At 67.8% G+C, this 20,352-nt stretch carries 22 protein-coding genes and 4 pseudogenes; 21 read left to right on the plus strand and 5 right to left on the minus strand.

The window, feature by feature from the left end; translation table 11 throughout:
• Positions 1-83: 83 nt before the first annotated feature.
• The 5 genes from ABZ909_RS24395 (at position 84) to ABZ909_RS24415 (ending at position 2,759) form a co-directional block, all read left to right on the plus strand.
• Positions 84-353: a metal-sensitive transcriptional regulator gene (locus ABZ909_RS24395; protein WP_357003377.1), complete on the plus strand. Its 270-nt coding sequence runs from the start codon at positions 84-86 to the stop codon at positions 351-353.
• 61 nt (positions 354-414) lie between these two features.
• Complete coding sequence (locus tag ABZ909_RS24400) at positions 415-651, plus strand: DUF2892 domain-containing protein (RefSeq protein WP_357003379.1); 237 nt, start codon at positions 415-417, stop codon at positions 649-651.
• Complete coding sequence (locus ABZ909_RS24405) at positions 651-1,046, plus strand: DUF302 domain-containing protein (RefSeq protein ID WP_357003381.1); 396 nt, start codon at positions 651-653, stop codon at positions 1,044-1,046. Before ABZ909_RS24400 ends, ABZ909_RS24405 begins: the two co-directional genes overlap by 1 nt.
• Positions 1,047-1,105: 59 nt before the next feature.
• A complete protein-coding gene (locus ABZ909_RS24410; RefSeq protein WP_357003383.1) occupies positions 1,106-1,708 on the plus strand; it encodes a TetR/AcrR family transcriptional regulator in 603 nt (200 codons plus the stop codon).
• Positions 1,709-1,739: 31 nt separating this feature from the next.
• The gene (locus tag ABZ909_RS24415; protein WP_357003385.1) at positions 1,740-2,759 is read left to right on the plus strand and encodes an alcohol dehydrogenase catalytic domain-containing protein; all 1,020 of its coding nucleotides are present in this window, start codon (positions 1,740-1,742) and stop codon (positions 2,757-2,759) included.
• Here ABZ909_RS24415 and ABZ909_RS24420 read toward each other — a convergent pair.
• Positions 2,749-3,645, minus strand: a complete 897-nt coding sequence (locus tag ABZ909_RS24420; protein WP_357003387.1) for a sigma-70 family RNA polymerase sigma factor — start codon at positions 3,643-3,645, stop codon at positions 2,749-2,751. The two genes, ABZ909_RS24415 and ABZ909_RS24420, sit on opposite strands and share 11 nt — an antisense overlap.
• A gap of 29 nt (positions 3,646-3,674) precedes the next feature.
• On the opposite strand from ABZ909_RS24420, the gene ABZ909_RS24425 reads away from it, so the two are divergent.
• The 7 genes and pseudogenes from ABZ909_RS24425 (at position 3,675) to ABZ909_RS24455 (ending at position 7,512) form a co-directional block, all read left to right on the plus strand.
• Positions 3,675-4,106, plus strand: a complete 432-nt coding sequence (locus ABZ909_RS24425; RefSeq protein WP_357003389.1) for a DoxX family protein — start codon at positions 3,675-3,677, stop codon at positions 4,104-4,106.
• Between the two features lie 47 nt (positions 4,107-4,153).
• Positions 4,154-4,225 (plus strand): annotated as a pseudogene (locus tag ABZ909_RS24430) (hypothetical protein); the annotation flags it as partial.
• A 1-nt stretch (position 4,226) separates the two neighbouring features.
• Positions 4,227-4,403 (plus strand): annotated as a pseudogene (locus tag ABZ909_RS24435) (hypothetical protein); the annotation flags it as partial.
• Complete coding sequence (locus tag ABZ909_RS24440) at positions 4,340-4,660, plus strand: FAD-binding domain-containing protein (protein WP_357003503.1); 321 nt, start codon at positions 4,340-4,342, stop codon at positions 4,658-4,660. The pseudogene ABZ909_RS24435 and the gene ABZ909_RS24440, both read left to right, overlap by 64 nt.
• 116 nt (positions 4,661-4,776) lie before the next feature.
• Positions 4,777-6,519, plus strand: coding sequence for a pyruvate dehydrogenase (locus ABZ909_RS24445; protein WP_357003391.1), 1,743 nt, complete (start codon positions 4,777-4,779; stop codon positions 6,517-6,519).
• A gap of 69 nt (positions 6,520-6,588) precedes the next feature.
• Positions 6,589-7,158, plus strand: a complete 570-nt coding sequence (locus ABZ909_RS24450) for a peptide deformylase (RefSeq protein ID WP_357003393.1) — start codon at positions 6,589-6,591, stop codon at positions 7,156-7,158.
• A gap of 56 nt (positions 7,159-7,214) precedes the next feature.
• A pseudogene (locus ABZ909_RS24455) lies at positions 7,215-7,512 on the plus strand (antibiotic biosynthesis monooxygenase).
• 28 nt (positions 7,513-7,540) lie between these two features.
• Here the strand turns inward: ABZ909_RS24455 and ABZ909_RS24460 are convergent.
• The 3 genes and pseudogenes from ABZ909_RS24460 to ABZ909_RS24470 all read right to left on the minus strand — a co-directional run.
• Positions 7,541-7,816: pseudogene (locus tag ABZ909_RS24460) on the minus strand (DUF418 domain-containing protein); the annotation flags it as partial.
• Positions 7,817-8,220: 404 nt separating this feature from the next.
• Positions 8,221-9,228 (minus strand): LLM class flavin-dependent oxidoreductase, encoded by a 1,008-nt coding sequence (locus ABZ909_RS24465; protein ID WP_357003395.1) that lies wholly within the window; start codon positions 9,226-9,228, stop codon positions 8,221-8,223.
• Between the two features lie 131 nt (positions 9,229-9,359).
• Positions 9,360-10,187 (minus strand): NAD(P)H-binding protein, encoded by an 828-nt coding sequence (locus tag ABZ909_RS24470; RefSeq protein ID WP_357003397.1) that lies wholly within the window; start codon positions 10,185-10,187, stop codon positions 9,360-9,362.
• A gap of 146 nt (positions 10,188-10,333) precedes the next feature.
• Between ABZ909_RS24470 and ABZ909_RS24475 the strand changes: the two genes are divergently transcribed.
• Genes ABZ909_RS24475 through ABZ909_RS24505 form a run of 7 tightly spaced genes read left to right on the plus strand, consistent with a single transcriptional unit; the run spans position 10,334 to position 16,688 of the window.
• Positions 10,334-11,176 (plus strand): metalloregulator ArsR/SmtB family transcription factor, encoded by an 843-nt coding sequence (locus ABZ909_RS24475; protein WP_357003399.1) that lies wholly within the window; start codon positions 10,334-10,336, stop codon positions 11,174-11,176.
• A complete protein-coding gene (gene sufB / locus ABZ909_RS24480; RefSeq protein WP_357003401.1) occupies positions 11,173-12,609 on the plus strand; it encodes a Fe-S cluster assembly protein SufB in 1,437 nt (478 codons plus the stop codon). Before ABZ909_RS24475 ends, sufB begins: the two co-directional genes overlap by 4 nt.
• A complete protein-coding gene (gene sufD / locus ABZ909_RS24485) occupies positions 12,609-13,787 on the plus strand; it encodes a Fe-S cluster assembly protein SufD (RefSeq protein WP_357003403.1) in 1,179 nt (392 codons plus the stop codon). Before sufB ends, sufD begins: the two co-directional genes overlap by 1 nt.
• A gap of 37 nt (positions 13,788-13,824) precedes the next feature.
• Complete coding sequence (sufC, locus tag ABZ909_RS24490; RefSeq protein ID WP_357003405.1) at positions 13,825-14,598, plus strand: Fe-S cluster assembly ATPase SufC; 774 nt, start codon at positions 13,825-13,827, stop codon at positions 14,596-14,598.
• The gene (locus ABZ909_RS24495) at positions 14,599-15,852 is read left to right on the plus strand and encodes a cysteine desulfurase (RefSeq protein ID WP_357003407.1); all 1,254 of its coding nucleotides are present in this window, start codon (positions 14,599-14,601) and stop codon (positions 15,850-15,852) included.
• A gap of 3 nt (positions 15,853-15,855) precedes the next feature.
• The gene (gene sufU, locus ABZ909_RS24500; RefSeq protein ID WP_357003409.1) at positions 15,856-16,329 is read left to right on the plus strand and encodes a Fe-S cluster assembly sulfur transfer protein SufU; all 474 of its coding nucleotides are present in this window, start codon (positions 15,856-15,858) and stop codon (positions 16,327-16,329) included.
• 2 nt (positions 16,330-16,331) lie between these two features.
• Positions 16,332-16,688 carry a metal-sulfur cluster assembly factor gene (locus ABZ909_RS24505; RefSeq protein ID WP_357003411.1) on the plus strand — a complete coding sequence of 119 codons (357 nt, stop codon included), beginning with the start codon at positions 16,332-16,334 and terminating at the stop codon, positions 16,686-16,688.
• 644 nt (positions 16,689-17,332) lie between these two features.
• Here the strand turns inward: ABZ909_RS24505 and ABZ909_RS24510 are convergent.
• Positions 17,333-18,517: an ADP-ribosylglycohydrolase family protein gene (locus ABZ909_RS24510; protein ID WP_357003413.1), complete on the minus strand. Its 1,185-nt coding sequence runs from the start codon at positions 18,515-18,517 to the stop codon at positions 17,333-17,335.
• 106 nt (positions 18,518-18,623) lie between these two features.
• Here ABZ909_RS24510 and ABZ909_RS24515 point away from each other — a divergent pair, with 106 nt between their 5' ends.
• Both ABZ909_RS24515 and lexA read left to right on the plus strand, forming a co-directional pair.
• On the plus strand, positions 18,624-19,598 hold the full coding sequence (locus ABZ909_RS24515; protein WP_357003415.1) for a nitronate monooxygenase: 975 nt from the start codon (positions 18,624-18,626) through the stop codon (positions 19,596-19,598).
• A gap of 53 nt (positions 19,599-19,651) precedes the next feature.
• Complete coding sequence (gene lexA, locus ABZ909_RS24520) at positions 19,652-20,314, plus strand: transcriptional repressor LexA (protein WP_357003417.1); 663 nt, start codon at positions 19,652-19,654, stop codon at positions 20,312-20,314.
• The last annotated feature ends 38 nt before the right edge of the window (positions 20,315-20,352 follow it).

A 20,352-nucleotide genomic window follows, 5' to 3' on the forward strand; every position in this document is an offset into this window, starting at 1 on the left:
GAAAGGGTGAGCCCTCTCTCATGACCCTCCCATACCCCCAGGGGTATACTGAAGTCATCGGACTCAGGGAAGGAAACCCCCCAATGATCGGCGACGAAGACAGCATCGCACTGGTCCTCAACCGGCTACGCCGTGCGCACGGACAGCTCGCGGGCGTCATCTCCATGATCGAGCAGGGCCGCGACTGCAAGGACGTGGTCACCCAGCTCGCCGCGGTCTCCCGCGCTCTCGACCGCGCCGGATTCAAGATCGTCGCCACCGGTCTGCGGGACTGCCTGACCGGGGAGCAGGCCGAGAACTCGGAGCCGATGACAGTCGAGGAACTGGAAAAACTCTTCCTGGCGCTGGCCTGAGGCTCTTCGGGCGATCTCGTCCGAGCGATCGCCCAGCGCCGGGAGTGAAAGGAATTTGTTGATGATCACGATCCGCCGCTGGTCCATCGACCGCATCGTGCCGGCCCTGGCCGGCACCATGGTGCTGCTCAGCCTAGCGCTGGTGCTCGCGTTCTCGCCCTGGTGGCTGCTGCTGACCGCCTTCGTGGCCGCCAATCTGCTGCTCTTCGGGCTCGTAGGCTGGTGTCCGACGACACTGCTCCTGCAACGCCTGGGCGTGCCCCGAACCGGCGGCTCCGCAACGGAAAGGAATTCGTGATGACCCTCGCCCTCTCGGCCACTCTGCGCACCAATTTCGCCGACGCGGTGCAACGCACCCGGAAGGCCCTGTCCGAGCAGGGATTCGGCGTGCTCACCGAGATCGACGTGACCGCGACCATGAAGCAGAAGCTGGACGCGGACATGGAGGACTACTTCATCCTGGGCGCGTGCAATCCGTCGCTGGCGCACGCCGCCCTCGGCGTGGATCGTCAGATCGGCCTACTGCTGCCGTGCAATGTAGTTGTGCGCGCCGATCGTTCGGACGCCGGCGCGGTGATCGTGGAGGCCATGAATCCGGAGGTGATGGTGCAGGTCGCGGGTGATCCGGCGCTGCAAGAGGTCGCCGACTCCGCCACGGAGAAACTGCGCGCGGCCATCGCGGCGCTCGGTTGAGCCACTGCCCGAACACGATTCGCGCTGCCCCTGTCGGACCCGGCTCATACTCTGGATGAATGGTGTCCGATTCGAAACGGCGAATCGAGGTGGCTGCGGCCGGGCTGCTCGCCCGGCACGGCTATCACGGATTCGGGCTGAAGAAGTTGAGCGAGGCGGCGGGGCTGCCGTATGGGTCGATCTACCACCACTTCCCGGGCGGCAAGGAGGAGATCGCGGTCTCCGCCATCACCGGCACGGGCGTGCTGGTGGGGCGCATGATCCGCCAGGCCCCGGGCGATGTGTTCGGTACGGCGGCAACGCTGTTCGACTTCATGGCCGCCAAACTGGCCGAGAGCGACTGGGCCGCGGGCTGCCCGGTTGGGACCCCCGCCCTGGACGGCGGCAGTGATGTCGACTCCGTGCGCGCCGCGTGCGTGTCGGCCTTCGAGGCGATGACACACGGATTCGCCGAACTGTTCACCGAGCTCGGCCTGGCGCCAGGGGAGGCCCGCGATCTGGCCACCACGGTGGTCGCGGCCTACGAGGGCGCGACTGTCCTGGCCCGGGTGCGCCGCACCGATGACCCGCTGCACACGGTCTCCGCGGCCATGGCCCGGTTGATCCGGATGAGCCTCGCGGAAGTCGCTGCTGCCGAGGTGAATTCACCCCAGGGGGGTTGACTGGAAAGAATGTTCTAGCGACGATCGATCAATGAAGCGACTCGTGCTCGACGGCCCGCACGCACTGCGCTGGGAAGACGCCGCCGAACCCACCCTCGATGCCCCCGATCAGGCCCTGGTCCGCCCCATCGCCGTGGCCACCTGCGATATCGACCCCGCGATCCTGCAGGGCCGGTTCCCGCTGGCGGGCCCGTACCCCTTCGGCCACGAGGGGGTGGCGGAGGTGGTGGCCGTCGGCGACGACGTCACCACCGTCCGCCGTGGCGACAAGGTGGTGGTCCCGTTCCAGATCTCCTGTGGCGCCTGCGATTCCTGCCGCCGCGGCCATACGGGCAACTGCACCACCCACCCGTTCATGTCCAGCTACGGCCTCGGCCCGATGGGCGGGCTGAGCTGGGGCGGGCTGTGGTCGGACCTGGTGGCCGTCCCGCACGCGGACGCCATGCTGGTCCCGCTGCCCGCCGGAGTGGATCCGGCCGCGGTCGCCAGTGCCAGCGACAATATCGCCGACGCCTACCGATCGGTCGCCCCGCAGCTGGCCGCCCGCCCCGGCGCGGAAGTCCTGGTCCTGAGCGGTCCGGCCGCACCGTCCATCGGTCTGTATGCGGCCGGTCTCGCGGCGGCGCTCGGTTCCGCCCGGGCCGTCTACCTCGACACCGACCCCGAAAGGCTCGCCATCGCAGCCGAACTCGGCGCCGAGCCCGTCGAGGGCAGGCCGACCGACCGGATCGGCCGATTCCCGGTCACCGTCGAAGCCGCGGGCGGCTCCCAAGCGCTGGTGGCCGCCATCCGTGCCACGGCCAATGACGGTATCTGCACCAGCGTCAGCGTCCAGACCCAGGATGTCGCCCTGCCCATGCTCGAAATGTATTCGCGCTGCTGCACTTTCCACACCGGCCGGGCGCACGCCCGCCCATCGATCCCGCACATTCTGGATCTGGTGGCGGCCGGGCGTTTCGATCCGAGCGTGGTGACCACCCGCACCGTGGCCTGGGAGGATTCGATCGACGCCCTGCTCGAGGCGCCGGTCAAACTCGTCGCTACGCGCTGAAGCCGGATACCGAGAGTGGTAGTCGCGCCAGCGTTTCCGGCTCGGCGAGCACGTCGATCCGGACGATGCGCTCGCCCTCGACGGTGAACGACATGATCGCCGGTGGCTCGTCGCGGCCGGCGACCAGCGCTCCCGGCCGCCCGTCGACCAGGACCATCGCCGAGAAGTCGGCCCGCGCGGCGAACCCGGCCGCCAGCCGCGCCACGATCGGTGCTCCCCGTGCGGTGACCGGTACCCGCCCCGGCGCGGCGGTCCGGTCCGCGGACACGGTCACGTCGGCGGCCAGGACCGCCAGCACCGCGGCGATGTCTCCGGCTCGGACCGCGGCCAGGAACGCCCGCACGATACGGCGTTCCCGCAGCGCGTCCGGCCGGAGCTCGTCGGAACCGTCGATCACCCGATGCCGGGCGCGGCTGGCCAGCAGCCGGGCCGCGTTCGGGGACCGCTGCAGGATGTCGGCGACCTCGTAGAACGGCACCGCGAACATGTCGTGCAGGACGAAGGCGACCCGTTCGGCCGGTGGCAGCCGCCGCAACAGCACCAGGACCGCCCGTTCCAGTTCGTCGGTGAGCACTGCCTGTTCCTCGGGTTCACCGGCGGTGGCAGTGGAGGGGAGCGGTCCGGGCACGACGTCGCCCAGCGGGCGTTCGGGGTTGGTCCGGCGGGCGCGCAGCCGGTCCAGACAGATCCGGGACAGTGTCGTGGTCAGCCAGCCGTCCAGATTGCGGATGTCGTCGATGTCGGTGCGGTGCAACCGCATCCATGTCTCCTGGACCGCGTCCTCGGTCTCGCTGGATGCGCCGAGCAGGCGGAATGCCAGCGCGTTCAGTCTGGCGCGCCGCTGTTCGAAACGTTCTACCGGGAATCCCGAGTCGGTGTCCGACATATTTCGCGCTCGCCGAACGTCACGGTGTCATGACTACACGAACCATCGTCACACGAAAAGCTCTCGACCGCTCGATGCTCTACTGGACCGCCACCGTGCTGGTCGCGGCGGAACTGGTGGTCGGCGGGTGGTGGGACATCACCCGCTACTCGCAGGCCCGCGACACCATCGTGCACCTGGGCTATCCGACCTACTTCCTGGTCCTGTTGGGCGTCTGGAAGCTGCTGGGCGCGCTCGCGCTCCTGGTTCCGGGATTTCCCCTGGTCAAGGAGTGGGCCTACGCGGGCGTCGTCTTCCTGGACAGCGGCGGCATCGTCTCGCACCTGACCGTCGGCTATGCCCGCGGCGAGGTGGCCGTGCTCGCGCTGCTGCTCGTGCTCACGGTCGTCTCGTGGGCGACGCGTCCGCCCGCGCGGAAAGTCCGGGACCAGCTGATAGGTTTCCGGCCGAATCTCCCATAGAACACCGCGTTCCCGTTCGACCCGTTCGATCCGAAAGCGAGTGTTCGATGCAGGTGGCGATCGCCCTGTTCACCCATGACCTGCGGGTGCACGACAATCCGGTACTGGCGGCGGCCGCGGGTGGGGCAGTGGTGCCGCTGTTCGCACTGGACGCCGGGATCATCGAGCGAAACCCGGTCGCGCCCAACCGGGCTCCGCTTCCTGACGGCGGCCCTCACGGACCTCGATGCCGAATTACACGGGCTCGGCACACCATTGGTGATCCGCCAGGGCCCGGTCGTCGACGAGGTGGCCCGGGTGATCGCCGAAACCGGCGCGACGAGTGTGCATGTGGCCGCCGATGTCAGCCGTGGGCCGCGGGCACCGACACCCGCCCGAACCGGGTCCTCAACCCCATCCGCCAGGCCGAGCGTTTCGATCCCGATGGCGAGTACGTCCGTCGCTGGCTCCCCGAGCTCGCGCAGCTGCCCGGTGCGCGCATCCACAAGCTGTGGCGCGCAACACCTCCCGTGCCCGGCTACCCGGCGCCGCTGATGGAGTTCAACGGCATGTGACCACCGGTCCGATTCGCGGTATAGCAACGATGCGGCAACTCTAGCTGTCCGATTTCGGTACAGTGCGACAGTGGCCTCCGGTCATGCTCGGTCTCGGCACTGCGAACGGAGCGATCATGGGTCGGAATTCGGTCGCCAGCCAGTTGGTCGACGCGCTCGTCGCCACCGGTGTCCAACGGGTGTACGGACTGGTGGGGGATAGTTTGAACCCCTTCGTCGACGCCGTGCGCCGGACCGAGGGCATCGACTGGGTGCACTGCCACAACGAGGAGGGCGCCGCCTTCGCCGCCGGCGCGGAATCGGTGCTCACCGGCCGGCTGGCGGTCTGCGCGGCCAGCTGCGGGCCCGGCAACACCCACCTGATCCAGGGGCTCTACGACGCGCACCGCAATGGCGCCGCCGTGCTGGCTATCGCCTCGCACATTCCCAGCCGTGAGATCGGCACCGGCTTCTTCCAGGAAACCCACCCCGAGCGACTCTTCGTGGAGTGCTCTCACTTCTGTGAGATGGTCGGCACCCCCGAGCAGATGCCGCGGCTCGCCTACATCGCCATGCAGACCGCACTCGGTCAGCATGGCGTCTCGGTGCTGGTGGTGCCCGGTGACGTGCTCAGCGCGGAGGCCGAGAACCGCGGCTGGCAGTCGGATCTGGTGGCCGAAGCGCCGACTGTTGTCCCGCCCGCCGCCCAGGTGGACCGCCTCGCGGAGGCCCTCAATGACGCCGACACCGTGGCCCTGTTCGCGGGCGCGGGTGTGCGTCGTGCCCACGCCCAGGTCATGAGCCTGGCCGAGCGACTGCACGCCCCGATCGGCCACGCGCTCGGCGGCAAGGAGTGGATCCAGTTCGACAACCCGTACGACGTCGGCATGAGCGGCCTGCTCGGCTATGGAGCCGCCTACGAGGCCACCCACGAAGCCGACCTGCTGTTGCTGCTCGGCACCGACTTCCCCTACGACACGTTCCTGCCGCAGAACGGCCGGATCGCCCAGATCGACCGCGACCCATCCCGCATCGGGCGCCGCGCCGCCGTCGATATCGCCGTCAATGGCGACGTGGCCGCCACCATCGACGCTGTCCTGCCGCTGCTGCACCAGAATCCGAGCCGCGCCTTCCTCGACGACATGCTCCGCCGGCACGCCTCCGCGCTGGAGAACGTGGTGGACGCGTACACCCGCGATATCGACCACCACACGCCCATCCACCCCGAGTACGTCGCCTCGCTCATCGACGAAATCGCCGACGACGACGCGGTTTTCACCGTCGACACCGGCATGTGCAATGTCTGGGCGGCACGGTACATCAACCCGAACGGCCGCCGCCGCATCATCGGCTCGTGGCGGCACGGCACCATGGCCAACGCCGTCCCGCACGCCATCGGCGCCCAGACGGCCTACCCGGGCCGGCAGGTGATCTCGCTGTCGGGGGACGGCGGTCTGGCCATGCTCATGGGTGAGCTGCTCACCGTCTGGCGGCACCGGTTGCCGGTGAAGATCGTGGTGTTCAACAACTCCACGCTCGGCATGGTGAAGCTGGAGATGCTGGTCGACGGCATGCCCGACTACGGCACCGATCAGGAGCCGGTGAACTACGCCGATATCGCGGCGGCCGTGGGCATTCCGTCGCTGCGGGTGACCGACCCGTCCGACGTCCGGGCCGCGCTGACCGAGGCGTTCGCCTCGCCCGGGCCGATGCTGGTGGACGTGGTCACCGACCCCAATGCCCTGTCCCTCCCGCCCCGGATCGATGCCGCGCAGGTCAAGGGGTTCGCCCTGGCCGCGGGCAAGATCGTGCTGGCCGGCGGTGTCGGCCGCATGATCGATATGGCCCGCAGCAACCTGCGCAATATTCCGCGCCCGTAGCGGGTCGCGAATTCCCGCTGCTGGACCCCGGCGGAAACCGGTCGGCCTGCTTCTGGAAGAAATAGGGACATGGCTGTTCGACCGATCCTCATCGCCGGTGACCCCAGACTGTCCACCCCGGCCGTGCCCGTCACCGAATTCGACGCGGAACTGGCCGCTTTCGTCGAGGACCTGTTCGAGACGAACACCGCGGCCCGGGGCGCGGGCCTGGCGGCCAATCAGATCGGCGATCCCCGTGCGGTTTTCGTATACGACCTCATGACCGGCGACGGCCGGCGACGCGGGTACGTCATCAATCCGAGCATCGAGACCTCCGAGATCCCGGAGACCATGCCCCACCCCGACGACGACGCCGAAGGCTGCCTCTCGGTGCCGGGGGAGTGGTTCCCGACCGGGCGCGCCGACTGGGCCGAGGTGTCGGGCGTCGACATCCACAACCAGCCGGTCATCGTCTCCGGCACCAGCTACCTGGCCCGCTGCCTGCAGCACGAGACCGATCACCTGCTCGGCCATCTGTACCTGGATCGTCTCATCGGCCGCAATCAGCGCGCCGCCAAGAAGATGATCAAGGCCAATGGCTGGACCGAAGCGGGGCGGTCCTGGCTGCCCGGCCAGGACGCCGACCCGTTCCACGACTAGGAAGTGTCTCGAAGTGCGTGATGGGTTGGCACGCGGTGCGGTACCGCCCCATCAGCATGTTTGGTGAAAGCTGTTGCCCATGTTGGCATATACCCGAGCTGGAGAAGCGCTTCGCGCACCCGGACACGCGGTCGAGAACTCGCGCGGGTTCCTGAGCTTCCAGCTGCTGCTCCCCGTCTCCGGAGACAACCGGTACTTCGTTGTCACCCAGTAGGATTCGGAGGAGGCCTGCGCCGCGAGGCGTGACTGTCCGGTGCGCGAGGCGCAACCGGGCAGGCCCGCAAGCCGGTCTCCACGGGCGCGTCGCTGCTGGAGTTCGAGGTCGTCCTGGATGTGGCGGGGAAGCACGCCTGACCAGAGCGTTCGTCACACCCTGAGTGATGGTGTGGAGCAGCCGTTCCGCCGGACCGCGACGGAACCGGCTGCGCCACAGGGTCGCCGGCACCAGGGAACCGATGGCGAGTAGTGCCAGTAGTTCCCAGCCCGGGCCGTGGATGCCGCCCGGCACCGCGGCCGCGTTCTCGTCGGGTATCGGCACCAGGGCGCTGACCACCACCGCCTGCAGGATGTAGAGGCTCAGCGCGCAGGAGCCCGCGGCTATCAAGGGCCGCAAGGCGATACCGGCACGCGGGACCAGCGCCATCAGGACTCCGATCACCAGGAAGCCAGCCTCGTCGATGCCAGACGCCTTGCCGACCAGGGTCAGCTTGATCTTGGAGATGTCCTTTCGTGGAGGGGGAACGCAACTCTCGGGGCTATCAGGGGCTACGCCCCCGAACCGCCAATAAATCGGTACTGGTCGAACCTACTCCGCTCGAAAGCGTGGCGGGCTCATGATCATTCGGTGTTCATCCCTCAGACCGCCGCGGCCGTGCGGTGGTCCCAGTGCTCGAGCACCCGCGGCCACGACCTCTCATGCCGGTCCCGGGGCCCTTTCGCCCTCTTCGCCCACAATGCCTTTATCTGGCTCGCCCTGGCCCTGTTCGCGGTTACCGTTGTCGCTCTCCGGCGAAATACCCCGGCGGAGAGTGACGGGTCGGCAAAGCGGTCGGCCGATGCCCTTCAGCGCGTGACGGATTCGCGTGCGTCCATCGCCGCGCCGGTCAGCTCGATCGAGCGCACCCGGTCGTCGATGTTCTGGGCGTGGTGGGCCGTGATGAGTTCGTCGGCCTGGATGTCCGCCGCGAAGTCCTCCAGGTACGCCACGACGTCGGCGGGTGTGCCGACGGCCGTGTACGTGGTCATCCTGGCCAGGTGACGGCCATTGGGCGAGGCCTGGAAGGCGTCGATCTCCTCGTCGGAGAAGTCCATGCCCGCCGCGCCGCGCTTGATGAACGCGCGGGTGCGCGCCCGGTAGGAGACGGTCTTCTGCTCCTCGGCCTGCGCGCGGTCCTCCGCCGCGAACACATTGACCCCGGCCATGACATAGGGCTCGGCCAACTGTTCGGAGGGCCGGAAGCGGTCGCGGTACTCACGGACGGCCTCGTGCAGGGAGTCGGGCGCGAAGTGGGAGGCGAAGGCGTAGGGCAGGCCCAGGTGCGCGGCCAGCTGTGCGCCGAACAGCGACGACCCCAGAATGTAGAGCGGCACAACGCCTTCCGCCCGCGGCACGGCCTGAATGCCCGGAATCCGCGAGTTCCCGGTCAGGTACCCCTGCAACTCCAGCACGTCCTGCGGGAAGGTGTCCGCCGAGGACGGGTTACGCCGCAGCGCCCGCATGGTCTCCTGATCGCTGCCCGGCGCGCGACCCAGCCCGAGGTCGATGCGACCCGGGTACAGCGATTCGAGGGTGCCGAACTGCTCGGCGATCACCAGCGGCGAGTGGTTCGGCAGCATGATCCCGCCCGCCCCGAGCCGGATGGTCCCGGTATGCGCGGCCACGTGGCCGATGAGCACGCTGGTCGCGCTGGACGCGATCGAGTTCATATTGTGGTGCTCGGCATACCAGACCCGCCGGTACCCGCTGCGTTCCGCCGCCTGCGCCAGCGCGACGCTGTTCCGGAAGCTGTCACGCGCGGTCTGACCGGGCGCGATCACCGCCAGGTCGAGGAGGGACAGTGCGATGGGCATGCTGGCACCGGCTTTCGTGGATGTCGTGGTCTGGACGGCGGGCGCTGTGGCACCCGCACCCCCAGTGACAATTCGATTGTCATCGAACTTATGCCCGCGCCGCGCCGGGCCGCCATCGGGCGACCGGTCGGCTACCGGAATTTCTCTGCGTGCTCCGCGGCCCAGTCCCGGACATCCCGCGCCGGCCGCCCGGTGAGGTCGGCCACGGTCGTCGTGATCAGATCCGAGCGTGGCCGGAATTCGGCCATCGACAGCAGTGATTCGATCAGCCGCGCCGGCAGTCCGGCCCCGGTCATCGACTCCCGCGCCACCTCCAGCGGCAGCGCCTCGAACCGCAGCGAGCGACCCAGGACCTCGCCAATCGCCGCGACCTGATCCGCGCGCCCGACCACCCGCGGCCCGGTCACCAGGTACTTCCGCCAGGTGTGCGAGTGATCGGCGAGCAGTCGCGCCGCCACGGCCGCGATATCGCCCTCGTGCACCACCGCGCTCGGCGCGACCTCGGTCCCGCGCACCACGTCACCGGCGCGAATCTGCCCCGCCCAGGCCAGCGCATTGGAGGCGAGGGTGTCCGCGCGCAGCATTGTCCACGGCAGCCCCGAGGCCTCGATGAGGCCCTCCATCTCGGCATGCAACTGTGGAATCAGATCCGATTGCGGCCCTCGGTCGTTCACCGTCGTGGACGACAGATACACGACGCGCTGGGCGTGCCCGGCGAGCACCTTCAGCACCTGTGCCGCGCCCGCTGTCCCATGGAACGGCCAGACCAGGAACACCGAGTCGACCCCCTCCGCGGCCGTGGCCAGGGATTCCGGCTCGGCCAGATCCCCGCCCACCACCTCGACTCCGGGCGGCAGGCCGGCGGTCTCCGGATCGCGAGCCAGCGCCCGTGTCCGGACCCCTGCCGCGACCAGTTGGGCAACTACCTGCCGGCCGACGTTTCCCGTCGCACCCACCACGAGCACACTGTTCACGTCTTCGGAAACCGGCCACGACCGGGCCGAATTTCCGAAATGCCCGGATATATATGGTGGCCCGGATCACACCAGACCCCATCGCCCCAGGTCGCGAAGATCAGGTCAGGTGACCCTTACTGGAACGGGGGATGGAATTCCGTCACACTGATGTTGTGAAAACCGTGGGTTTGCGGAACGCGGAACAAGCCGGGCACCAACACGAGGGTGCCCGGTCCGTTGTCGTGCCCGTGCCGGCGGGTGAGGGTCACACCCGGGAAGCCGTCATCAAGCTGCTGCTGGAGGAGGGCCCGATCACCGCGACCGCCATCGGCGAACGCCTGGGCCTGAGCCCGGCGGGCGTGCGCCGGCATCTGGACGCGCTCATCGAATCGGGCGAGGCCCGCGCGACGCGGTCCGCGCCGTGGCAGCAGAAGGGCCGTGGTCGTCCCGCCAAGCAGTTCCAGCTGACGGCGACCGGCCGTGGCCGCCTGGGGCACGCCTACGATGACCTCGCCGGAGCCGCCATGCGGCAGCTGCGGGAGATCGGCGGGGACAAGGCCATCACCGAGTTCGCGCGCAAGCGGGTGGCGACCATCGTGTCCGGGGTCGGTGAGCTCACCGGGCACACCCCGGCCGAGACCGAGGCCAAGGCGGAGGAGATCGCGGACGCGTTCACCGACGCCGGATTCGCGGCCTCGACCCGGAAGGTCGGCGCGGGCGTGCAGATCTGCCAGCACCACTGCCCGGTCTCGCATGTCGCCGAGGAGTTCCCGGAGCTGTGCGCGGCCGAGCTCGAAGCCTTCCGGGAAATTCTCGGTACGCACGTGCAGCGCCTGGCGACCATCGCCAATGGCGACTGCGCCTGCACCACGCACGTCCCGCTAGTCGCAGTGCCCACCGTATCGAATACCGCCCAAAAGAATTCCGCATCGACCCCCGTTGCACAGCCCGCAACGACGTCTACACATGACTCCGGAAGGAGTGCCGAATGACGACGACCACCGACCAGGTGCAGCCGCTGTCCCAGGAAGAGACCATCGCGTCCCTGGGCACCTACGAGTACGGCTGGGCCGACAAGGATGTCGCCGGTGCCAGTGCCAAGCGCGGCCTGTCCGAGGACGTCGTTCGCGACATCTCGGCGAAGAAGAACGAGCCCGAATGGATGCTCGGCTTCCGTCTGAAGGCACTGCGCATCTTCGACAAGAAGCCCATGCCGAGCTGGGGCTCCAACCTCGAGGGCATCGACTTCGACAACATCAAGTACTTCGTGCGCTCGAGCGAGAAGCAGGCCGCGTCCTGGGAAGAGCTGCCCGAGGACATCAAGAACACCTACGACAAGCTGGGCATCCCGGAGGCGGAGAAGCAGCGGCTGGTCGCGGGTGTCGCCGCGCAGTACGAGTCCGAGGTCGTCTACCACTCCATCCGTGAGGACCTGGAGAAGCAGGGCGTCATCTTCCTCGACACCGATACCGGTCTCAAGGAGCACCCGGAGATCTTCCAGAAGTACTTCGGCTCGGTCATCCCGTCGGGTGACAACAAGTTCTCCGCGCTGAATTCGGCGGTGTGGTCGGGTGGTTCGTTCATCTACGTGCCGCCGGGCGTGCACGTGGACATCCCGCTGCAGGCGTACTTCCGCATCAACACCGAGAACATGGGTCAGTTCGAGCGGACGCTGATCATCGTCGACGAGGACGCCTATGTCCACTACGTCGAGGGCTGCACCGCGCCGATCTACTCCTCGGATTCGCTGCACTCCGCGGTGGTCGAGATCATCGTGAAGAAGGGCGGCCGCTGCCGCTACACCACCATCCAGAACTGGTCGAACAACGTCTACAACCTGGTGACAAAGCGCGCCAAGGCCGAGGCGGGCGCGACCATGGAGTGGGTCGACGGCAATATCGGCTCCAAGGTCACCATGAAGTACCCGGCCGTGTGGATGACCGGTGAGTACGCCAAGGGCGAGGTGCTCTCCATCGCGTTCGCGGGTGCCGGCCAGCACCAGGACACCGGTGCGAAGATGCTGCACCTGGCGCCGCACACCTCCTCGACCATCATCTCCAAGTCGGTGGCGCGCGGCGGCGGTCGCGCCTCGTACCGCGGCCTGGTACAGGTCAACAAGGGCGCGAACGGCTCGAAGTCGACTGTGAAGTGCGATGCGCTGCTGGTGGACAACGTCTCTCGTTCCGACACCTACCCGTACGTCGACATCCGCGAGGACGACGTGACCATGGGCCATGAGGCCACGGTGTCGAAGGTGTCCGAGGACCAGCTGTTCTACCTGATGAGCCGCGGCCTCACCGAGGACGAGGCCATGGCCATGATCGTGCGCGGCTTTGTCGAGCCGATCGCCAAGGAGCTCCCGATGGAGTACGCCCTGGAGCTGAACCGCCTGATCGAACTGCAGATGGAAGGAGCCGTCGGCTGATGACGGTCGAGAATGTTGCCGTTGCCGCCGAGGGCCGTGTGCCGGCGATCAACAAGGGTGAGGTTTTTGCGTCCTTCGACGTGAACGCCTTCGAAGTGCCGTCCGCGCACGACGAGGTGTGGCGCTTCACCCCGTTGCGTCGCCTGCGTGGCCTGCACGACGGCACCGCCGTTCGTGACGGCCGGGCCGTCGTCGAGGCGAACGCTGTCGAGGGCGTGACGGTGGAGACCGTCGGCCGTGACGACGCTCGCCTCGGTGTCGCCGGTACCCCCACCGATCGCGTTGCCGCGCAAGCGTACTCGGGTTTCGAGCATGCGACCATCGTGTCGATCGGCGCGGAAACCGAAGTGGCCGAAGCGGTCGTCGTCACCATCACTGGTCCGGGAGAGGGCAAGACCGCCTACGGGCACACCCAGATCCGACTGGGCAACTTCGCCCACGCGAACGTGGTCCTCGACCAGCGCGGCAGCGGAACCTACGCGGAGAACGTGGAATTCGTGCTCGGCGACAGCGCCAAGCTGAATGTCATCGTCATTCAGGACTGGGCCGACGACGCTGTGCACGCGACCGCGCACCACGGCAAGCTGGGTCGTGACGCCACCCTGCGGCACACCAATGTCACCCTCGGTGGCGATCTGGTGCGCCTGACCGCGACTGTCCGCTACGACGGTCCGGGCGGCGACGCCGAGCTGCTCGGCGTGTACTTCGCCGATGACGGCCAGCACTTCGAACAGCGCCTGCTGATCGATCACGGGGTGCCCCATTGCAAGTCGAACGTGCTGTACAAGGGTGCGCTGCAGGGCGATCCGTCCTCCAGCAAGCCGGACGCGCGCACCGTGTGGGTGGGCGATGTGCTCATTCGCGCGGCGGCCGAGGGCACCGACACCTACGAGGCCAACCGCAACCTGGTGCTCACCGATGGCGCGCGCGCCGACTCGGTGCCGAACCTGGAGATCGAGACCGGCGAGATCGTCGGCGCCGGACATGCCTCGGCCACTGGGCGTTTCGATGATGAGCAACTGTTCTACCTGCGCTCGCGCGGTATCAGCGAGGAGGCGGCGCGGCGTCTGGTCGTGCGCGGCTTCTTCTTCGAGATCATTCAGAAGATCACGGTCCCCGAGGTTCGGGAGCGGCTCGAGGCGGCCATCGAGGCTGAGCTCGCCGCTGTCGGCGCCTGACACCAACTTCCCATCCCCGCAAAGGAATTCGAATTCGATGACCACCCTGGAAATCAAGGACCTGCACGTCGAGGTCGCCAACCCGGACGAGAACGCCGAGCCCATCAAGATCCTCAAGGGCGTCAACCTGACCGTGAAGTCCGGTGAGACCCACGCGATCATGGGCCCCAACGGCTCCGGCAAGTCGACCCTGTCCTACGCCATCGCCGGGCACCCCAAGTACACCGTCACCCAGGGCACCATCACCCTTGACGGCGAGAACGTGCTGGAGATGTCGGTCGACGAGCGTGCGCGGGCCGGCCTGTTCCTGGCCATGCAGTACCCCGTCGAGGTCCCGGGTGTCTCGGTCTCGAACTTCCTGCGCACCGCCGCCACCGCCGTCCGCGGCGAGGCCCCCAAGCTGCGCACCTGGGTGAAGGAAGTCAAGGAGGGCATGGCCGAGCTGGACATCGATCCGGCCTTCGGCGAGCGCTCGGTCAACGAGGGTTTCTCCGGCGGTGAGAAGAAGCGCCAGGAGATCCTGCAGCTGAGCCTGCTCAAGCCGAAGATCGCCATCCTCGACGAGACCGACTCGGGTCTGGACGTGGACGCGCTGCGGATTGTTTCCGAGGGTGTGAACCGTTACAAGGAGCGGGAGACCGGCGGCATCCTGCTGATCACCCACTACACCCGCATCCTGCGCTACATCCAGCCCGACTTCGTTCACGTGTTCGTGAACGGCCGCATCGTGGCCGAGGGCGGCTCCGAGCTGGCCGAGGAACTCGACGCGAATGGCTACGTGCGCTTCACCTCCGCTTCCGTAGGAGCCTAAATGACCAGCACCGTGGGGACTCTCGACATCGCCAGGATCCGGGCCGACTTCCCGATCCTGAGCCGGACCGTGCGCGATGGAAAACCGTTGGCGTACTTGGATTCCGGTGCGACGTCGCAACGTCCGCTGCAGGTGCTCGACGCCGAGCGGGAATTCCTGCTCGAACACAACGCGGCCGTGCATCGCAGCGCGCACCAGCTCGCCGAGGAGGCCAATGAGGCCTACGAGGCGGCGCGCGCGGCGATCGCGGCGTTCGTCGGCGTCGGCGCGGACGAGATCGTGTACACCAAGAACGCGACCGAGTCGCTGAACGTGGTGGCCTACGCCTTCTCCGATGACCGATTCCCGTACCGCGTCGGGCCCGGCGACGAGATCGTCATCACCGAGCTCGAACATCACGCGAATCTCGTGCCGTGGCAGGAGCTCGCGCGCCGGACCGGTGCGACGCTGAAGTGGTACGGCGTCACCGACGAGGGTCGCATCGACCTGAACTCGCTGGAGCTGTCGCCGGCCACCAAGGTGGTCGCCTTCACCCACCAGTCGAACGTGACCGGCGCGGTCGCGGATGTCGCCGAATTGGTGCGCCGCGCAAAGGAAGTCGGCGCGATCGTGGTGCTGGACGCCTGCCAGTCGGTGCCGCACATGCCGGTGGACTTCAAGGCGCTGGGCGTCGACTTCGCCGCATTCTCCGGCCACAAGATGCTCGGCCCCTCGGGCGTCGGCATCCTGTACGGCCGCCGTGAGCTGCTCGAGGACACCCCGCCGTTCATCACCGGCGGTTCCATGATCGAGACCGTGTACATGGATCACTCGACCTTCGCCCCGCCGCCGCAGCGGTTCGAGGCGGGTTCGCAGATGATCTCGCAGGTCGTCGGATTGGGCGCGGCTGTCCGGTATCTGAGCGAGGTCGGCATGGAAGCCGTTGCGGCGCACGAGCACTCGCTCATCAGCGCGGCGCTCGAAGGCCTGGACGCGCTCGACGGCGTCCGCATCATCGGCCCGACCGAGAACGTGAACCGTGGCGGCGCGGTGTCGTTCCTGGTGGACGGTATTCACGCCCACGACGTCGGCCAGATCCTCGATGACCAGGGTGTCGCCGTCCGCGTGGGCCACCACTGCGCGTGGCCGCTGCACCGGCACTTCGGTATCGCCGCGACCGCGCGGGCCTCGTTCGCGGTGTACAACACCCTCGACGAGGTCGATCAGCTGGTGGCCGCCGTGCGGAAGGCCCAGAGCTTCTTCGGAGTTGCATAAAACATGCGCATGGAGCAGATGTACCAGGAAGTCATCCTGGACCACTACAAGCACCCGCACCACCGAGGGCTGCGCGAGCCCTTCGGCGCCGAGGTGCACCACGTCAACCCCACCTGTGGTGACGAGGTGACGCTGCGTGTGCATATCGACGGCAATGGCGACGTCAAGGATGTGTCCTACGACGGCCAGGGCTGCTCGATCAGCCAGGCGTCCACCTCGGTGCTCACCGACCAGGTCATCGGCCTGCCGGTGCAGCAGGCGCTGAAGGTGGTCGAGGCGTTCGACGAGATGGTCACCGGCCGCGGCACGGTCGAGGGCGACGAGGAGGTGATCGGCGACGGCATCGCGTTCGTCGGCGTCGCCAAGTACCCCGCCCGCGTGAAGTGCGCGCTGCTGGGCTGGATGGCGTTCAAGGATGCCGTGGTGCGGATAGCCTCGGCCGAGGAAGCCAAGAAGACGATGGGCAACGGGGAGTAGAGATGAGCGAAACCGACCAGCAGGCCAAGGAACTCACCCCCGAGGAGATCCAGCACCTCGAGGACATGGAAGAGGCGATGCGCGACGTCGTCGACCCCGAGCTCGGCATCAATGTCGTCGACCTCGGCCTGGTCTACGGCATGACCTTCGAGGGCGGCATCGCCAAACTCGACATGACCCTGACCTCCCCGGCCTGCCCGCTGACCGACGTCATCGAGGACCAGTCCCGCAACGCCCTCGTGCGCTCCGGCCTGGCTGAAGACCTCCAGATCAACTGGGTCTGGATGCCCCCGTGGGGCCCCGACAAGATCACCGACGACGGCCGCGAACAGCTGCGCGCGCTCGGCTTCACCGTCTAGCGGGTCCAATGGATCCGCCGACGATGCGGACCGATCCGATGTGGATCGGTCCGCATCGTCGTTTTCGGCTCGAGTCCATATACATTCGGCTGACCGAGCTGCAGCCGGTCATGGCCGCCTACATCTGACCGCGCGTCGTGCCCAGACCGCGCACATGCTGTGGGCCATGCCTTTGCTGCAAGCCCGCCTGAAGGCCGTCTCGGGAGGACGCACCGCGGCAACCTATTTCGGCAGCGGAACTCGTGGATGACACCCTGGCGCGCATGCCCGCCTACGCGCTCAGGAAGCCGGACATGTCGGAGGATTTCGAGGTCGATATCGAGCCGAAAGAGCTGCTCCGGCAGCTGCTGTGCGGAGAGCCGCCCGTGAGGGCATCGGTTTCGCATACGGGTACGCGCTGGAAGTCTTCTCTCACCTATGGCGGCGTCCCGGGGTCGATGGCGCGGATCGACGATTTCCGGTGCACAGGATCACTCGAGGTGGACGGGGTCGATTCGCTCGCAAGAACTTTCGACGCGGTCGAGCTGGATCGTCGAGCCGACCCGGGCGTTCGGGAGTCGGTCGACCAGATCCGGGACTGGCTACAGTTCTGCCGCAACCGGCGTGTCGGCCTGGTGTGCTTCTACTACCGAGGTGATGCCCGATCACTGGTCGAGGCCTCGGTCGAGGGGGTACCGGTCGGCCAGGGCCGTACGATCGTTGTAGAAGAAGTTGAGGACGAGATCGTCAGCGACCCGGAACAATTCGTCGCGGCCCTCGACGGCGGCCACCCATTCCATGGGCAGGGCCTCGAGGCCGTGGATGGCGCCGATGAGGTTGCCGGCCACCGCGCCGGTGGAGTCGGAGTCGCCGGAGTGGTTGACCGACAGCAGCAATCCTGCGCGAATGTCGCCGGTGCGGTAGGTGTGCAGCGCGCAGTACACGGCGATGGCCAGGCACTCCTCGGCGCACCACCCCGCGCCGATTTGCTCCAGCCGCTCCGGGGTGGGGTCACCCAGGTGCGCGGTGGTGAGGGCGGCGGCCAAGGCAGTGATCGTTTCGGCACTCGCGGGCATCGGGGCGAGCCGGGAGATGGTGTCCCGCACCGCGATCGGTAGTTCGGTTCCGGACAGGACGCTGTCGATCAAGATGGCGAAGGCGCCCGCCGCGAGGTAGCCGGTCGGGTGGCCGTGGGTCAGCTGGGCGCATCGCATGGCGGCATAGAACGCGCGGTCGGCGCCGAATCCGGCCAGCCCGAACGGTGCCGACCGCATCACGGTCCCGCACCCCTTCGACTTCGGATTCACCGGCCCCGGCTCCCCGAACTCCAACGGCGGCACGAACTCTTCGGCCTGCCGCCGCAGCCCGGTCAAGCAGGCATTGCCCGGAGACCGCATGGCATACAGGAATTGGTGCCCCGCCAGCCACCCGTCCACATCGGCCGCGGGTTTCTCCTGCTGTTGAGTATCCCGCCATCGCAGATACGCCCGCCGCAACACCGGCGCCGGATCCGCGCCCGTCGGACACCGCAACAACCCTTCAGCCGTGAACAACGTCATCTGCGTGTCATCGGTAATCTGCTGTGCCGCACCCGCGATCGGCCCCGGCAAGAACCCGCCGACGCCGTTCTCCCCATACCGCTGCCGGATCTGCGCGAGGCTGAGGAATTCGATGGGCCACCCCAACGCATCCCCGATGGCTCCACCCAACATCGCCCCACGAACCCGATCGAACAACCTCTCGTGATCCTCCACGCCACCCACCCTATGCGCGTCGATCTCCGGGACGTCGCGCTGCGCAGTATCCGCGCCCAGGGCCATCGGGATCGTGCGCCCGGGCCGCGAAGGCATGACCCCGCTTGTCCTGACCAGTCTTGCCGGATTCACCCGTGGCGCTAGCGTGGGAGTCGGCGTGGGCGGCTCGCGGCCACGCGTCGGTGCGGAAGCGGAGGGGCCCATGGCATTACGTACTGCGTTCACCGAGCTGGTTGGGGTGCGGTATCCGATCGCATCTGCGCCGATGGGTGGGTCGGCCGGTGGGGCTCTGGCCGCGGCGGTGTCCGAGGGGGGCGGGCTTGGACTGGTCGGGGGCGGCCGTGGCGAGGCCGAGTGGGTCGATCGGGAGCTGCGGATTGTCAGCGATCGCACCGAAAATCCTTGGGGGATAGGCTTTCTTGCTTGGGGTGCGTCCCGGTCGGTGGTGGAACTGGCGCTGACGTACCGGCCGCGTGCGGTGATGTTGTCGTTCGGGGATCCGCGGCCCTTGGTCGAGCCGATCAGGGCGGCGGGCGCGATCTTGATCATCCAGGTGACCGATATGGCCGAGGCGGAGCGGGCGGTGGCCGTGGGCGCGGATGTGATCGTGGCGCAGGGGACCGAGGGTGGCGGTCACGGTGCGCGGCGCGGGCGTTCGACGCTGAGCTTCGTGCCGGCAGTGGTCGATCGGGTGGGGCCGCCGATTCCCGTGCTCGCGGCGGGTGGTATCGCCGATGGGCGTGGGCTTGCCGCCGCGCTGACCCTGGGTGCGGCGGGGGCGCTGATCGGTACTCGATTCCAGGCGAGCATCGAGACTTTGGCGGATCCCTTCGTCGGCAAGGCCATCATCGAGGGCGGGGGCGAGAACACCGAGCGCAGTAGCGTGCTGGACATCGTGCGTGATGCGAACTGGCCGTCGGAATACACCGCGCGCACGCTTCCGCACCCGATTCTCGACCAATGGCGCGGACGCGAATCCGAACTCATCGGTGACGAGGGTGCCCGGCGGGCCTACCGCGCGGCAGTGGCGAGCGGCGAACTGCCGCCGATTCCGGTGTGGGCGAGCGAGGCGGTCGATCTCATCGAGAGTGTCCAACCTGCGGCAGACCTGGTCGGCGCTCTCGCTGCCGAGGCCGAGGCGGCACTCGCGCGGGCCACGGCCGGTCGTGACCGGTAATGACACGGCCGGTCGTGACCGGGAACAGCCGGTCCGGACCGTAGGATTCTCCGGTGACCTATGACGACTTCGACGGGTTCGAGCATCTCGACACCTCCACATTGCCGGAGCGGCAGCAGCGGATTCTGTGCAGTATTCGCGATTGGGTGCAGCGGCACGGGTACTCGCCGAGTACGCGGGAGATCGGCGATGCGGTCGGGTTGAAGTCGGCTTCGTCTGTCTCGCGGCATTTGCGCGAATTGGAGGAGCGGGGGTTTCTCAAGCGCAGTGAATCGGTGACCCGGCCCATGGATGTGCGGCTGTTCCTGCGGGCGGCCGGGCCGCAGTGGAAGCAGGACGAGAATTCGGTGCCGGTGCCCGTGGTGGGCGATATCGCGGCCGGCACGCCGATTCTGGCCGAGGAGCACACCGACGATGTGCTGTCGCTGCCGCGCGAGCTGGTGGGCCGCGGCACCGTCTTCGGCCTGCGGGTTCGTGGTGACTCCATGGTCGATGCCGCCATCTGCGACGGCGACATCGTGGTGGTGCGCAAGCAGCAGGAGGCGCACACCGGTGAGATCGTGGCCGCCATGATCGACGGCGAGGCCACGGTCAAGGTCTACCGCCGCGCCAACGGCCATGTGTATCTGGAGCCGCGCAATGCGGCTTACCCGGTGATCGATGGCGACGATGCCCAGGTGCTGGGTAAGGTTGTCTCGGTCATGCGCCGGGTCTGAGCGTCTGGCATGATGACGGCCGTTATCACCTTCCATCC

This window comes from Nocardia sp. NPDC046763 (assembly GCF_040645495.1).
Lineage (GTDB): Bacteria > Actinomycetota > Actinomycetes > Mycobacteriales > Mycobacteriaceae > Nocardia.

Excerpts from the sequence above, each read along its gene's own strand:
- ABZ909_RS24400 (WP_357003379.1), top strand. The coding sequence starts at position 415 with ATGATCACGATCCGCCGCTGGTCCATCGACCGCATCGTGCCGGCCCTG.
- ABZ909_RS24410 (WP_357003383.1), top strand. The coding sequence starts at position 1,106 with ATGGTGTCCGATTCGAAACGGCGAATCGAGGTGGCTGCGGCCGGGCTG.
- ABZ909_RS24515 (WP_357003415.1), top strand. The coding sequence starts at position 18,624 with ATGGCATTACGTACTGCGTTCACCGAGCTGGTTGGGGTGCGGTATCCG.
- ABZ909_RS24495 (WP_357003407.1), top strand. The coding sequence starts at position 14,599 with ATGACCAGCACCGTGGGGACTCTCGACATCGCCAGGATCCGGGCCGAC.
- ABZ909_RS24505 (WP_357003411.1), top strand. The coding sequence starts at position 16,332 with ATGAGCGAAACCGACCAGCAGGCCAAGGAACTCACCCCCGAGGAGATC.
- sufC (WP_357003405.1), top strand. The coding sequence starts at position 13,825 with ATGACCACCCTGGAAATCAAGGACCTGCACGTCGAGGTCGCCAACCCG.
- ABZ909_RS24450 (WP_357003393.1), top strand. The coding sequence starts at position 6,589 with ATGGCTGTTCGACCGATCCTCATCGCCGGTGACCCCAGACTGTCCACC.
- sufD (WP_357003403.1), top strand. The coding sequence starts at position 12,609 with ATGACGGTCGAGAATGTTGCCGTTGCCGCCGAGGGCCGTGTGCCGGCG.
- sufU (WP_357003409.1), top strand. The coding sequence starts at position 15,856 with ATGCGCATGGAGCAGATGTACCAGGAAGTCATCCTGGACCACTACAAG.
- ABZ909_RS24420 (WP_357003387.1), bottom strand. The coding sequence starts at position 3,645 with ATGTCGGACACCGACTCGGGATTCCCGGTAGAACGTTTCGAACAGCGG.
- ABZ909_RS24395 (WP_357003377.1), top strand. The coding sequence starts at position 84 with ATGATCGGCGACGAAGACAGCATCGCACTGGTCCTCAACCGGCTACGC.
- ABZ909_RS24445 (WP_357003391.1), top strand. The coding sequence starts at position 4,777 with ATGGGTCGGAATTCGGTCGCCAGCCAGTTGGTCGACGCGCTCGTCGCC.
- ABZ909_RS24510 (WP_357003413.1), bottom strand. The coding sequence starts at position 18,517 with ATGCCTTCGCGGCCCGGGCGCACGATCCCGATGGCCCTGGGCGCGGAT.
- sufB (WP_357003401.1), top strand. The coding sequence starts at position 11,173 with ATGACGACGACCACCGACCAGGTGCAGCCGCTGTCCCAGGAAGAGACC.
- ABZ909_RS24405 (WP_357003381.1), top strand. The coding sequence starts at position 651 with ATGACCCTCGCCCTCTCGGCCACTCTGCGCACCAATTTCGCCGACGCG.
- ABZ909_RS24465 (WP_357003395.1), bottom strand. The coding sequence starts at position 9,228 with ATGCCCATCGCACTGTCCCTCCTCGACCTGGCGGTGATCGCGCCCGGT.
- ABZ909_RS24425 (WP_357003389.1), top strand. The coding sequence starts at position 3,675 with ATGACTACACGAACCATCGTCACACGAAAAGCTCTCGACCGCTCGATG.
- ABZ909_RS24475 (WP_357003399.1), top strand. The coding sequence starts at position 10,334 with ATGGAATTCCGTCACACTGATGTTGTGAAAACCGTGGGTTTGCGGAAC.
- ABZ909_RS24415 (WP_357003385.1), top strand. The coding sequence starts at position 1,740 with ATGAAGCGACTCGTGCTCGACGGCCCGCACGCACTGCGCTGGGAAGAC.